Source organism: Mycobacterium sp. NPDC051804 (assembly GCF_044452905.1).
Taxonomy (GTDB): Bacteria; Actinomycetota; Actinomycetes; order Mycobacteriales; family Mycobacteriaceae; genus Mycobacterium.
In genome coordinates this window covers 836,190-849,547 of record NZ_JBITCD010000001.1, presented here as the reverse complement: position 1 = coordinate 849,547, position 13,358 = coordinate 836,190, and the positions used below count along the sequence as shown (strand labels likewise).

13 protein-coding genes are annotated in these 13,358 nt (G+C 66.5%); 4 read left to right on the top strand and 9 right to left on the bottom strand.

From position 1 onward, the window contains the following. Positions 1 to 14 precede the first annotated feature (14 nt). Complete coding sequence (locus ACIA48_RS04105; protein WP_396727859.1) at positions 15 to 497, top strand: hypothetical protein; 483 nt, start codon at positions 15 to 17, stop codon at positions 495 to 497. Here ACIA48_RS04105 and ACIA48_RS04100 read toward each other — a convergent pair. Next, positions 494 to 2,116, bottom strand: coding sequence for a DUF222 domain-containing protein (locus ACIA48_RS04100; RefSeq protein WP_396727857.1), 1,623 nt, complete (start codon positions 2,114 to 2,116; stop codon positions 494 to 496). The genes ACIA48_RS04105 and ACIA48_RS04100 overlap by 4 nt on opposite strands. A 161-nt stretch (positions 2,117 to 2,277) precedes the next feature. On the opposite strand from ACIA48_RS04100, the gene ACIA48_RS04095 reads away from it, so the two are divergent. Both ACIA48_RS04095 and ACIA48_RS04090 read left to right on the top strand, forming a co-directional pair. Next, on the top strand, positions 2,278 to 3,651 hold the full coding sequence (locus ACIA48_RS04095) for a sulfatase (protein ID WP_396727855.1): 1,374 nt from the start codon (positions 2,278 to 2,280) through the stop codon (positions 3,649 to 3,651). A 67-nt stretch (positions 3,652 to 3,718) separates the two neighbouring features. Then, positions 3,719 to 4,522 carry a Stf0 family sulfotransferase gene (locus ACIA48_RS04090; RefSeq protein ID WP_396727853.1) on the top strand — a complete coding sequence of 268 codons (804 nt, stop codon included), beginning with the start codon at positions 3,719 to 3,721 and terminating at the stop codon, positions 4,520 to 4,522. Positions 4,523 to 4,525: 3 nt separating this feature from the next. On the opposite strand, the gene ACIA48_RS04085 is transcribed toward ACIA48_RS04090, so the two are convergent. Further along, positions 4,526 to 5,287, bottom strand: coding sequence for a trans-aconitate 2-methyltransferase (locus ACIA48_RS04085; RefSeq protein WP_396727851.1), 762 nt, complete (start codon positions 5,285 to 5,287; stop codon positions 4,526 to 4,528). 34 nt (positions 5,288 to 5,321) lie between these two features. On the opposite strand from ACIA48_RS04085, the gene ACIA48_RS04080 reads away from it, so the two are divergent. After that, the gene (locus ACIA48_RS04080; RefSeq protein ID WP_396727850.1) at positions 5,322 to 6,515 is read left to right on the top strand and encodes an alpha/beta hydrolase family protein; all 1,194 of its coding nucleotides are present in this window, start codon (positions 5,322 to 5,324) and stop codon (positions 6,513 to 6,515) included. On the opposite strand, the gene eccE is transcribed toward ACIA48_RS04080, so the two are convergent. Genes eccE through ACIA48_RS04045 form a run of 7 tightly spaced genes read right to left on the bottom strand, consistent with a single transcriptional unit; the run spans position 6,471 to position 13,356 of the window. Beyond that, the gene (gene eccE / locus ACIA48_RS04075) at positions 6,471 to 7,415 is read right to left on the bottom strand and encodes a type VII secretion protein EccE (protein WP_396727848.1); all 945 of its coding nucleotides are present in this window, start codon (positions 7,413 to 7,415) and stop codon (positions 6,471 to 6,473) included. The two genes, ACIA48_RS04080 and eccE, sit on opposite strands and share 45 nt — an antisense overlap. After that, the gene (gene mycP, locus ACIA48_RS04070; RefSeq protein ID WP_396727846.1) at positions 7,412 to 8,794 is read right to left on the bottom strand and encodes a type VII secretion-associated serine protease mycosin; all 1,383 of its coding nucleotides are present in this window, start codon (positions 8,792 to 8,794) and stop codon (positions 7,412 to 7,414) included. Before mycP ends, eccE begins: the two co-directional genes overlap by 4 nt. Positions 8,795 to 8,802: 8 nt before the next feature. Further along, a complete protein-coding gene (gene eccD / locus ACIA48_RS04065) occupies positions 8,803 to 10,254 on the bottom strand; it encodes a type VII secretion integral membrane protein EccD (protein ID WP_396727844.1) in 1,452 nt (483 codons plus the stop codon). After that, positions 10,233 to 11,114: an ESX secretion-associated protein EspG gene (locus tag ACIA48_RS04060; RefSeq protein ID WP_396727842.1), complete on the bottom strand. Its 882-nt coding sequence runs from the start codon at positions 11,112 to 11,114 to the stop codon at positions 10,233 to 10,235. Before ACIA48_RS04060 ends, eccD begins: the two co-directional genes overlap by 22 nt. 6 nt (positions 11,115 to 11,120) lie before the next feature. Continuing rightward, positions 11,121 to 11,411: a WXG100 family type VII secretion target gene (locus ACIA48_RS04055; RefSeq protein WP_163733816.1), complete on the bottom strand. Its 291-nt coding sequence runs from the start codon at positions 11,409 to 11,411 to the stop codon at positions 11,121 to 11,123. Between the two features lie 36 nt (positions 11,412 to 11,447). Next, entirely contained in the window at positions 11,448 to 11,741 is a 294-nt protein-coding gene (locus ACIA48_RS04050) for a type VII secretion protein EsxS (protein ID WP_396727839.1), read from the bottom strand. Positions 11,742 to 11,796: 55 nt separating this feature from the next. Continuing rightward, positions 11,797 to 13,356 (bottom strand): PPE domain-containing protein, encoded by a 1,560-nt coding sequence (locus ACIA48_RS04045; RefSeq protein ID WP_396727837.1) that lies wholly within the window; start codon positions 13,354 to 13,356, stop codon positions 11,797 to 11,799. Positions 13,357 to 13,358 lie beyond the last annotated feature (2 nt).

Here is a 13,358-nt window from a genome sequence, read left to right as displayed (position 1 = left end):
GCTACGGTTCCCCTATGGCTGTGTTTCTACGCAAGCTGTTGCGCATCGGCGGGCTACCCGCTGAACTGCGGGCCGAAGTAGAGGCCGAGGGCGTCATCTATCTCGCCGAGTACGTGCCGGTGACTCGACGCTTCAGCGGCAAGATCCCCGGCAAGCGCGCACACGGCAACGTGGCGAGCTACGTCGGCTCGTTGGTGCTCACCAATCAAAGGATCCTCGCAACGCTCTCGTCGGTGCCGAAGCTCGCGGGCCGCACCATCGATCAGCCTTGGAGCGCACCACAATCGGGCACGGTGACGGCCGACATCACCGATGCGGGCCTGCACCTCGAGGTCGACATCGCTGCAGTGGATCCGCGGTGCGAAGGTGAGCTCTCGCTGCAGTACAAGACGCCCATCCCGCCCGAGATCCTGACGCGGATACCGCGCCAGTCGATGGCCTTCAACGTCCCGCCCGAATACGTTTTCCGCGCGGTCGGAGTGCCCTACCACCCCTAGAACGGTGGCGGGTCGTCGTCGTAGCTTGGCGGTGGCCGGGAGGGGGAATAGGCGCTCTCGCAATCAATTCCGGTGTCCTGCTGTTGGCGTTCGTGTGCGCGTTGCTCGGCTTCGGCCTGGATGAGTGTTTGGTTGAATCGCCGTTCGTCGTTGATCGCCTTGGTGCGGTTGTGGGCGCGGGTGGTTTTGCGTCGGGGCATGGCCAGCCCACGCGCGGCAGGGTCGGTCGGGCAGTCACCGGCGGGGTGCACCACTTCTACGGGTGCGGTGGGCCGGCACAGGGTCGGGAACAGCAGTCGGCTGCCCGGATGGGTGGTGTAGGTCTGCCCCTGCGGGCAGGTCCATATGACGGTGCCGTCGGGGAGCTGTTGATCCTGCCAGCCCCAGAACGTCTTGAGCAAGTGATGTTTTCGGCATAGAACCTTCAGGTTCGACGCTTGGGTCGGGCCGTTGGGGTAGGCGAGGGTGTGGTCGATGTCGCAACGATGGGCGGGTTCATCACAGCCCGGGAACCGACACGTCATATCCCGACACCGCACAAACGTCGCCAACACCGCTGAGGGAATGTAGCGCGGTTCCGGTGGCGTGCTGCCCGGATGGCGGATCGGGACGATCTTCGCGGTACCCGCCACTTTCGCGGCCAGCAGGGGTGCGGGCAGCATCCCGCCGCTCATCAGTGCCGCCGGTGGGGTGTGGGCGATGACCCTCGGTTGGGGTGGTGCGGGGGCGAACGCTTCGCGCACCGTCACTTCGCTCAGCGGCTTGTCGAACAGCGGAGCTGATTTGCCGTCCAACTGGATCGGAGTGTCATCGGACAGCGAGTCCTCGCGGGCCACGACGTGCACCACGACCGCGCTGGGGACGGCGTCTTTGGCGTCGCAGTCGGGGTCCTCACACCCGCACACCAGCCGCTCAGCCTGGTGGGCCAATGCTCCGAGGGCCGCAGCGCGGCGTTGGTCGTGGGTGCGGGGATCTTTCTCGCACACCGTCTGGGCCAGGGCATCGAGGCGTCGGTCCAGGGCTTCGCCGTCGGTGATGATCAGCCGGCCCTCCACCCACACGCTGCCCGAGCCATCCTCGGGATCGCGGACATCGACATGGCAGTTGCGCGCGGAGTACTCGGCGCGCCGCACCGCGGCGGGGTCATACCGATTCACCCAGTAATCGATCTGAGTTTCGGTTTTGTCCGCCGAGAGCACGCCCCACTGCTGCACCTGGGCGGCGATCTCGGTATCGACTTTGGCCATCGCCTCAGGGTCGGTGACCAGGCGGGTGCGGTTGACGATCGCTGAGACCAGCCGGTAGGTGATTGCCCCGGTGGCGAACACCTCGCTCACCCGGGGTAGGCGTTCCCGTAAACCCATGGCGATTAACAACTGGTGCGAGGCCACCCCGAGTGTCACGTTTTGCGACGCCGCCACCGAGGCGGCGACCGCCCCCCAGTTGTCCAGACACCACTGCTCGCGTTCTGCAGAGTCGTCGGCGGCCAGCATCCGCTCCAACTCATCCGCGCAGGCGAACAACCGGCGCGCGCACGCGGCGTTTTCCACCTGCGCCCACGCCCCGACCGCCGCCACACCCCGGCTGCGGATCGTCGCCTCCACCAACGAATCGAACATACATTCGACACTAACCGCACCGTCGACACCAAACCAGCAGCTCAACCCCAACCTGTGGATAAAAACACGATTGGGGATAAGTTGCTTGAAGTGAGTCAAAGGGTTGCGAAATCCGCGCAGCGGCCTGTTCGGTGGACCGACAAGACAGGGAAGGACGCTGCGTGAACCAGCCGAGACGAGACAACCTGCTGATCGTGCACTGGCACGACCTGGGCCGCCATCTCGGCGTCTACGGACACGACGACGTGTCCAGCCCCCGGCTCGACCAGCTGGCCGCCGAAGGCATTCTGCTGACCCGCGCGCATGCCACCGCACCGTTGTGTTCTCCGTCGCGCGGCTCCCTCTTCACCGGCCGATACCCGCAGAGCAACGGCCTGGTCGGCCTCGCCCACCACGGCTGGGAGTATAGGACCGGTGTCCGCACGCTGCCGCACCTGCTGTCCGAATCTGGTTGGCATACAGCGCTATTCGGCATGCAACACGAAACATCGCACCCTCCGCGCCTTGGCTTCGACGAGTTCGACGTGTCGAACTCGTACTGCGAATACGTCGTCGAAGAGGCCACCCGGTGGCTCACAGATCCGCCTGCCCAACCGTTTCTGCTCACCGCCGGCTTCTTCGAGACACACCGCCCGTATCCGCGGGATCGTTACGAACCCTCCGATGCCGCAGGTGTGGACGTGCCCGATTACCTGCCCGACACACCTGACATCCGCCAGGACCTCGCCGAGTTCTACGGCTCGATCACGGTCGCCGACGCCGCCGTCGGACGACTGCTCGACACCCTCGCGGAGACCGGCCTCGACCGCACCACCTGGGTGGTCTTCATGACCGACCACGGCCCTGCACTCCCCCGCGCCAAGTCCACCCTGTACGACGCGGGCACCGGGATCGCGATGATTGTGCGGCCTCCCCGCGACGCAGCGATCACCCCGCGGGTCTACGACGAATTGTTCAGCGGCGTCGACCTGTTGCCGACCCTGCTCGGTCTGCTCGGCATCGACGTCCCCGCGGATATCGAGGGAATCTCGCACGCCGACAACCTGCGTCACGCGCGGACCGCACCGGCGCGCACCGAGGTCTACACGACCAAGACCTACCACGATTCCTTCGACCCGATCCGCGCCGTCCGCACGAAGGATTACAGCTACATCGAGAACTACGCGGCGCGGCCACTCCTCGATCTGCCCTGGGACATCGCCGAAAGCGCGCCCGGTCAGACGGTCGCTCCGCTGACCCAGTCGCCTCGTCCCGCGCGCGAACTCTACGACCTGCACGACGACCCCACCGAGGCGCGCAACCTGCTCGGGCCAGACGCATCCGACAAGGCCGAAGCCATCGCCAACGAACTTGCGCTGCTGCTCAATGACTGGCGTGAGAAGACCAACGACGTCATCCCGTCGGAGTTCGCCGGTACCCGAATCGCGGAGCGCTACACAGAAACCTATCTGCAAATTCACGGACCGTCGGTGACCAGCCGTTCGGCCATCTCATCCGAGCGCGGCATCGACGACGAAGAGAGTTCCGGGCAATAGTTTTCGTCACTGCGATTCTTAAAGCCATGCTGTGCAAGGCAATTCGAATGCGGTTAGGCTCACGCGCATGTCAGCCCATCCGACGGCCTACTTGGTGCTCGCGTCGCAGCGCAGCGGCAGCACGCTGTTGGTCGAATCCTTGCGGGCGACCGGCGTAGCGGGAGAGCCGCAGGAGTTCTTCCAGTACCTCCCCACGACGAGCATGTCGCCCCAGCCGCGCCAGTGGTTCGCCTCCGTGGAGGACGAGTCGATCATCCGGCTGCTCGACCCCCTCGACGAGGGAAAGCCCGACCTCGCACCGCCCGAGATCTGGCGCGACTACATCCAGACCGTCGGTCGCACACCGAACGGGATCTGGGGCGGCAAGCTGATGTGGAATCAGACGCCACTTCTGCTGCAGCGCGCGGCGGGCCTGCCGGACCGCGAGGGCGACGGACTCCTGGCATCGATTCGCGCCGTGGTCGGCAGCGACCCGGTGCTGGTGTACGTGCATCGACCCGATGTTGTCTCGCAGGCCGTTTCGTTCTGGCGAGCTGTGCAGACCCGCGTCTGGCGCGGACGCCCCGACCCACGACGCGATTCCCGCGCGGAGTACCACGCGGGTGCGATAGCTCACGTCGTCACGATGCTGCAGGAACAGGACAAGGGCTGGCGCGCGTGGTTCGACGAAGAGGGTGTGCAACCCATCGAGGTGGCCTATCCGGTGTTGTGGCGCAACCTCACCCAGATCGTCGGCGACGTCCTCGAGGCGCTCGGACAGGATCGCAACCTGGCACCTGCTCCGGTGCTTGAGCGCCAGGCCGATCAGCGCTCCGACGAATGGGTGGACCGGTACCGCGCGGACGCCGAACGGGAAGGATTGCCGACATGACGGTCACTTCACCTGGGCGACAACGAATATACGGCGGAACGGGAAAAACGTCGTGCCGTCCGGCCGTATGGAATAGGCCTCATCGAGCATCGGAATGAGCTCCTCGCGGAACTGTTGCCACTGCGTCTCGTCGAGGCGGCTCTTCACCGGCGTCAGCGCCGTACCGGTGATCCACTGCAGCACCGGATTCTCACCCGTGAGCTCGTGGACGTACGTCGTCTCCCATGCGTCCACCCGGCATCCGGCGTCGGCGAGCAGCGCGGCGTAGCCCGTCGCGTCGTCAACCTGACCCTCACGAAACGGGAAGTCGTGCAACGGCTCTGACCACCGGTCATGCCGCGCGAGGCTGCGGACGGCCACGTGCGACGGGGCATCGAAGTTTCCAGGAACCTGCATCGCGATCCACGATCCGGAAGACAGCTGGCCGGCCCACCGAACAAGCAGCTCGGCGTGGTCGGGCACCCACTGCAGCACCGCGTTGGTCAACACGACGTCGGTATCGGGTTGCGGCGTCCACGACTGCACATCACCGACATGGGCATCGACACCTCGTTCACGCGCCGCTTCCACCATCTCCGGTGAACTGTCCCACGCCTCGACAGTGGCGTCGGGCCAGCGTCCGGCCAGGCTGGCGGTAAGGTTTCCCGGACCACATCCGAGGTCGACCACCCGCCTGGGCGATTCGGCGGCCACCCGTGACATCAGGTCGAAAAACGGCCTTCCCCGATGATCGGCAAAGGTCAGATAAACGTCAGGATTCCACATTGGGCCAGTCTTGCACTCGGGTTACCATGCGGACGTGACCACTTCGGACACCCCGCTGGACCCGCCCATCCCCGTCCCCGATGTCCCCGGGGCCGATGCGACCGTCCAGGGACTCCCCCGTCGCGTCGATCTCACACTCCGTCAGCGGCTCATCGTGGACTCGTCGGCGGTGGCCGACATTGCCCTACGCACCGCCATCGCCTCGCTACTCGCGACCACGATGCTGCCGACACTCGTCGGTGGCCTGCGCAGCAGCCAGGCCCGCGCCGAGCAAGATCAGTTGAGGTTCTACGCCGAACTGGCGTCGGCGAAGGATCCCGCCTTGTCGTTCCCGGCCCCGACACAGGTGCCGCGGATCTCGTCACGCCCAGCCAGCCCTCTCGCTGAGTGGATCGCCAAGGGCAATGTGCAGAACATCCGGTTCGACAGCAGCTTCGAAGCCGTGAATCCCGCGCTGCGTGACCAGTGCAGCGGGTTCACACGCAACAACGTTGTGCACGCCCAACACTGGCGCCATGACGACGGACCGCATCCGACCCTGTGCGTGATCCACGGCTTCATGGGGTCGCCATATTTGTTCAACGGGTTGTTCTTCTCGCTGCCATGGTTCTTCCGGTCCGGCTACGACGTGCTGTTGTATACGATGCCGTTCCACGGCAGCCGCGCCGAAAAGGGATCGCCCTTCAGCGGTTACGGATTCTTCGCCAATGGCTTCTCGGGCTTCGCCGAGGCGATGGCGCAGGCGGTGCATGATTTCCGGTCAATCATCGACTACCTCGAGTTCACCGGGGTAGACCGCATCGGACTTACCGGAATGTCATTGGGCGGCTACACTTCTGCGCTGATCGCCAGTGTGGACGACCGAATCCAAGCGGTCATTCCGAACGTCCCCGTCGTCGCGCCCGATCAAACAGTCGACGAATGGTTCCCCGCGAACAAAGTGGTCCAGTTGCGCAGTCTGCTGTCGAACACCGACTCGGATCTCACCAAGGCCGCGACACGCTACTCGTCGCCCCTGAACTACGAGCCCTTGGTTCCCAAGGACCGGCGACTGATCATCACCGGTCTCGGTGACCGGCTCGCACCGCCGGAGCAGGCCGAAATGCTATGGGAGCACTGGGACCGCTGCGCATTCCACTGGTTCCCCGGCAACCACATCCTGCATGTCAGCCAGCCTGACTACCTACGCAGAATGACCCGCTTCATGCGCGATTTCATGTTCGACTGACCAACGCCCGCCCACCAGCCAACCGGCCGGTTCCAGAAGTTCCCGCGGCAGCGGGCTGCTCGGGATGTCGAGACGTTCCGCCGACGCGGGCGCCAACGCGGTGAGCAATCGCCCCTGAATTCCGGGTTGTGCTGTGAGACCACCGATGGGTGTACCGCGCACCGGTTCGGGTGTCCGGACGGCACACAGCGCCCGAACTGTGGGATGCACTGAGGATCCGCCGAATTCGACTGCTGTCCACGTCTCGTTCGGCAGCGACCACACTTCGGCGAGCCGCACCGCGAGGCTGTCGTCGACAGGGATGCCATACGCGGAGATGAAGCCACCGTCCTCGCATACTCCGCGCCACTTCTCGCGTCCACCGCCGATCAGTGGTGCCGGAGCATCATCGACGACAACAGCCAACAGACCTGTCTCCCTGAGGTGATCGGCCAATCGGCGACCGACGATCTCGGCCGTGTCGGAAAGGGGAAGCTCGGCGGAGCGGGCCTTCAGTGCCGCCAGGTTGTCGACCGCCCTCAGTGTCATGCTGATCCAGGTCGAACGGACACCGTTCTCGTCCCGGTTGGTGACCCGGACCTTGTCGCAACGGACACCGAAGCGCTCGACGTAACCCGCCACCGTGGGTAGCGACAGGCCCAGTCCGGCCGGATCCTCGACGTGCAACACGACAGTGACGTCGCTCGATGCCTGAGCGTGCGGCTTGGAATGGTTGTGGCGCCACACCGCGTAGCGTCGACCGATCATCTCCGTCACGAAAAGTCCGCGCCACCAGGCGAATACCACCAGCGTGACACCGACGGCGCTGCCCAGGATCCACCATTCGGTGTTGGACTCCCACGGGTACGCCATCGCGGCGGGAACGATGAACAGCAGCGCGAGCGCGATTCGGATGGTCACTTTGCCTCTGTCTTTCGTCTTTGTATGGCGATTCCCGCGGTGACAGCGGCGATCAGCGCGAGCACACCGGTACCGACGAACGCAACCGTGCGCGGCGTGTTGTTTGGTGGTGCCGGCTGTGGGGGTGCCGCAATGGGTTTGGGCTGCGGGTCACCGGCGACGTCACTCGCGGCGCTGACGTCCCACGTCATCGATGCGACGGCGTCGACGAGCCCGTTACCGGTCAGGTTGGATGGCGCGCGGGCCGCTCCCTGGGCCCCTGCCGTCAGGCGTTCGATCACCTGCGCGGCAGTCAACTCCGGAAATCGACTGCGCACCAAGGCCGCGACGCCAGAGACGTAAGCCGCCGCGAAGCTTGCACTGTTGAGGGGAAAGAGCTCTCCCTGATCGCTGGGCAGCGCGTTGGCGAGCCCGCCGCCATCGGCGTTTCCGACCGAGGTGATGTTCTCGCCTGGCGCGGCGATCCCTACCCACGGGCCGGCCATGGTGAAGTCCGACGGCCTGCCGCTGGAGTTGAGCGAACCGACGGACAGGACGTATTGCTGCCACCACGACGGGATCGAGATCTCCGTGACGCCTGCCCAGTTCCTCGGGTCCTCGGGACGACCCGGATCCGACAGCGGATTCGACGGGCACGCCGAGCCAGGATTCAACCCGGCCTTGTTGTTCCCGGCCGCCGCGATGATGACGGCATCCTTTTCGACCGCGGCGTAACGAAGGGCGGCGCCGAGCTCGGTCTGGTTGACAGTCTTGTTGGCAGGCAAGCACGTCACCGCCGAGATGTTGATGACACGCGCACCCAGATCAGCCGCACGCACGATCGCTCTTGCGAGCGTTGCGACGTCGAGCGCCACCCGTGCAGTCGCGGGATCCTCGCCGGACTCACGCGGTGAGTACCGGGCCGACGTCGAACGGATCGACAGGATCCTCGCGCCCGGCGCGACTCCTGAGAAGCTGTCGTCGCCCGGCTGTCCGGCGATCAGGCCTGCCACCAACGTCCCGTGTCCGTCGCAGTCCACCAGACCGTCGGTGGCTTCGACGAAGTCGCCGCCCGGGTCGACGTTCGGCAGGCGCGGGCCCGGCCGGACACCGGTGTCGAGCACCGCGACGAGCTGCCCGTCACCGCGGCTGTACTTCCACGCCCCCAAAAGGTTCAGCATGGACGAATTCGGGCTCACCACACCGGGATCGCTGCCTGGCAACACGCCCGCCGCAACGCATGGGCTGCGCTGTGTCATCGTTTGTACCGGGCCCGGCGCCCCCGACGGCGGAACCGCTCCGGCGTCCAGCTCGGGCGGCGTGATCGCCCCTGCCGCAGGACAACTCACCGTGGCGACGGCAAGCAGGGCCGTCGTGGCGGCAAGCGTACTGCGCAGCATCGCGTACGTCACCGATTCAAGACCCAGGCGAACAGTCCGACCAGATACGCCAGCACCGGGATCAGCGACGCGTCGACCGCGGAAGCCAGGAAGCCGACCAGTCGGCGCATCGGCAACGAGTACGTGTCCGGCGACGCGACCTTCGGCACCAGTGCCGCGAACACGAACACAGCCGTGAGACCCGCCAGCGCCGCCAGCGCCCACCAGGCCGCGGTGTAGCGGCCCTCGGCGGCGAACGAGGCGAGGAACAGGACGCCCATCAGGAAAGGCTGGGCGAGCAGCCAGGCCTTGCACGGTGCGGAGTCCCACACCCGTGCGCGCAACACCGAACCGAGCGCCACCGCACCCACGACGTACCACGCCCAGTACGACACTCCTGGCGCGCCGGCGAGCAGCCATGTCCCAGAGGTCGCCAACACCACACCGCCCGCGATGAAACCGGTCTGGTGCGAATCGGTCACGCGCACGCGGCGCGGGAGGTCTTCGAGCACCTTGAGCGACGGCCGAGGAGGCGTCGGGTCACCCGGCGCCGGAATCACCGGCGCGGGCAGACGGGACCACATCGCCGACAGTTGCGCGGCCTGCACGGTGACCACCAGTGCCACCACGACGAGCAGCGAGGCGATGATGACGGTGTCAAGTTCCCAGATTGCCGCGGCCCCGGCGATCAGCAGCGCGCCGACCCCCACCACGGTCACCGCGGTGAAGACCGCGATCGCGCGTTCGGCGACGGTGATGCTCACGATCGCCCATGCGGTAACCCCGGCCGCGGCAAGCAGAACCTGAGACGCGCCGGTCTCACCGGGTACAGCGAGTCCGAGTGCCGCGGCAATAGGGACGAGCGCCGTGATCGACAGCGCGGTTGCCAATTTCGGTGCCCGGCCCCACGCGAGCATGGTGACGAGGACAGTGAGCACCGCAACGCCGCACGCCGCGATGAGCCCGGCGTATCCGCCGACGACGAGACGATGCGCGGTGGCGAACACCGTCGCGGTCAGGATGAGTGCAATGACTCCGAGAGTCGCGAAGCGCTGCACATGGCGTGCGCCCCAGGGCTTTTCCCGCGCGGCGGAGAAGATGACGGCGGCATCGCCGATGTCCTCCACGATCCGCGGTGCGGGCGGGCCTGCCGGGACGGGTTGCAGCGCCAGCAGATCTCCGTCGACGACGCCGACGGTGTTCAGAGTGGCGTCGAGGCTGAACGGTGCACCCCCGATCGGGGCGAGCGACAGCTGCACCGAATCGGCTGTGGCACCTGAGTCTTCGTCTCCGGCCACTGCCATCCGCCGCACCGCGGGCAGTATCTCGCGCAGCGGGAGCTCCGTCGGCAGTGCCATGTCGGTGACACGACCGCCTGGAGAGTCCGGGCCGCCCGAGGCGAGCACGGCGACGCGCACGATCGGCATCGAGGGCGCTGCCGCCGAGGAGTTGGTGCCGATCAACTGACTGTCTGACGCCATTGCTGGTGTTCCGTTCTCTGGTCCGAGCCGAAGTCTCGGGTCAACTGCTGATGGGGGAACCACGGCCCGTCGGGCAGCGTGGAAGTGAGCCGCTCTACCGCAGTGGCGATGGCCAGCGGTGTGCCTGGGGTGAAGGTCGAGATCCATTCGCCGTCAAAAGCTTTCGACGGTGTCACAAGAACCCGGCCTTCGCGGGTGTCGACGACGCTGACGCCGACGTTGGTGCTGACCCGGTGACCGTCGCGATGGTCACCGGCGACGATCTCCACATACCTGCGGTCGGCCGCATATGCGGCCTCCACGACGGTGCGCGCTGTCGTCGGGATGCCGAGGAACTCGATCACCTCGTCGAGCGCCGCGCCGCCGCGCAGCTGCTCGTCGGCGCGCGCCCCGGTCCGAGCGGGAATGGTGAACTCCTCGAATCTCGCCGGTGTCCGCCCTGAGAGACCTGCAGTCAGGACGGGCACCAGTGCCTGCGGATGGTCGATGTCCAACGCGGTCAGCGTGACCAGGCCACCGCTGCGCAACGCGACGGTGTGCTCGTCGGTCTGCTCGACGCGACGTGCCACATGCCCGCGCAACATGTTTCCCGATCCGCTGACGAATCTGAGTTCGAGCCAGCGCCGGGCCCGGCATGTCGTCGTGACCCATTGGCGGACACCGGGATCGACGACCCCGTCCTCGGTCATCACCCCCAGTTCCACCAGCTCCGCGGAGAGCCTGGCCGCGACCGCCGCGCGTTGCGCGTGATCGCTGCACGCCGGCGTGATGGCGAGCACCCAGGGAAAGCTCCCTGCGCCCAACGCATCTGCGACGAACCAGGCCTGCTCCGCGGTCAGCTCGACTGCGTTAGCGGTCAACGAACCTCAGCCACCCCACTTGGCGCCTTCGGCCGCGTCGCGGGCGCTCATCGACATGGTGTTCGTCTCGTGCGTGGCAGCCATCGCGCGGTAGGCGCGTACGAGCTCCTCCAGGCTGGTGTTCCACTGTGCCTGCCACGCCTGGTAGGTCATACCGGTATCGCCCTGCCAGGCGCTGGCCAGCGCTGCCTGCTCGGCGGCGATGTCTGCCCCGACGCCGTGCATCGCACCTGCATAGCCGGCCATTTCACCCGCATGCCCGAGCATCGCCGGGTAGTTGTACATGATCTGCGACATCAGTTTCTCCTCTCGTCAGTATTAGAAGTTCGGATCTCAAATTGCGGTGTAGGTGCTGGCTGCCGCGGCGTCCTCGGCCACGTAGGTGCCTGCGGCGTCGCCGAGATTGATCTGCGCGATGTCGAGCAGCGAGTTGACCTTGGCGGAAACCTCGATGAAGCGAGCGTGCGCCGCCTGGAAGGCAGCGGAGGACTCGCCCATGTGGAAGGCCTGCGCTGACTGCGCTGCCTGCTCGGCCTGCGCCATGGTGCTGCGCATCAGGGCCGCCTTGGCGGAGAATGCAGCCTCCGAGGAGACCAGCTGCGGGATGTGAGCGTCCAACATGCTCATGGCTTTTCCTTTCGGTTCTTGTTGTGACGTAGACGGTTTGGGTCAGGCAGTCTGTTCAGTCGCGCGTTCCCCCCTCTTGGTCCCAGTCGCGAGGCAACATGGGCTCTGTGGGTCCGCCGCCGAACGAATCACCGGCGAGCTCGCTGAGGCCGGTGGCCTGCTCGGTGTCGGACTTCCCCGGAGATCCTGCAGCACCGGCGAAACCGACTGCCCCAGCACCGCGTTCGGACGCACGCATGCGTGACCGCGGCTCGGGCGGGGTGTCGGTGGAATCGGGTTCGTAGTCCATGAATGCGTCGGCATACTGGCGCTGGTGAATCGGCTGGGCGCGCTTGCGTCGGGCCTTGCGTTTCGCCAGCGACGACGCCGCGGCCGCGGCCGCGGCAGAGGCCGCAATATCGGAGGCAGGCGCCTTGGCGCTGATGCCGTCCCGGAACGTCGGGGAGACGCCTCCGTCAGGGCCGGGACCGGCGATCGCGTACGGCACGGCGGCACCCACGGCCGGCGCGGGCGGGGCGCCCGCGGGAGCGGTGCCTCCCGCTACCGACGAAGCCGGAGCGGCGGTACCGGTGGGCACGGTCGGTGCCACCGATGTCATCGGCGGCAGGCTCTCAGCCCGCGCCATCGGGGCACGCGCGGGGGCCGGCGCGGGCGCGGGGGCGGGCGCCGGCGCAGGCGCAGGGGCGGGTAACGGTGGGTTCAGGTACTGGTGGATGAGGCCGATCATGATCGGCAGGAATATCGGCGCACTGAAGATCAGCGACCACGTGGTCCAGCCGAGTGGCTGGGTAATCGCCTGATACAGGACGAAAAGCAGCACCGCTCCCGAAGACGGGTTGAAGAGCCACCCGAAGAAGTTGTTGATGAAGTCGCCGAGAAACTGGAAGATGCCGCGGAAAAAGTCCCGCACGAAGCTCAGGATCGACTCGAAGAAGTCCTCGAAGAACTTGACTATCTGTTGCAGAAAATCCGAAATGGAGTCGGCGACATTCAGCGCCGACCCCGAGTCGGCGGCTTGCGCGAGCGCGGCGGTCTGCTGCGCGTCCGCCGCCGCTGAACCCGCTTCTCCGACACCGGGAGTCAGCAAGAACGGCGCAGGCGTGGTTGTCGGTGCGGCTGCCACCGCCGCACCCGATACCGCCTGGTACGTACTCATGGCCGTGGCGGCCTGAATCCACATGCGGACGTAGTCGGCTTCGTTCAACGCGATGGGAATCGTGTTGATCCCCAAGAAGTTCGTGCCGACCAGCACGCCGTGCATCGCATGGTTGAGCGCGAGCTCGGGCAGTGTAGGCATCGTGGCGAGTGCCACGGTGTAGGCGGCGGCCGCCGTCTCGTGCTGGACGGCGGTGGCCGCGCTGTTGGCACTCGCCTGCGCCAGCCACGCAAGGTACGGCGCGTGCGCGGCGACATACTGCTCGGCGCTCGGCCCCTCCCAGGCGCCGCCCTGGACCCCGCCCAGTACGCCGGTCAACTCCGCTGCGGCCGAGGAATATTCGGCGGCCAACGACTGCCACGCCCCCGCGGCCGCAAGCAACGGACCCGGACCCGGGCCTGCGCTGAGCATCGCAGAATGCACCTCCGGTGGGAAGGCCATCCAAATGGGGGCGGTCATGG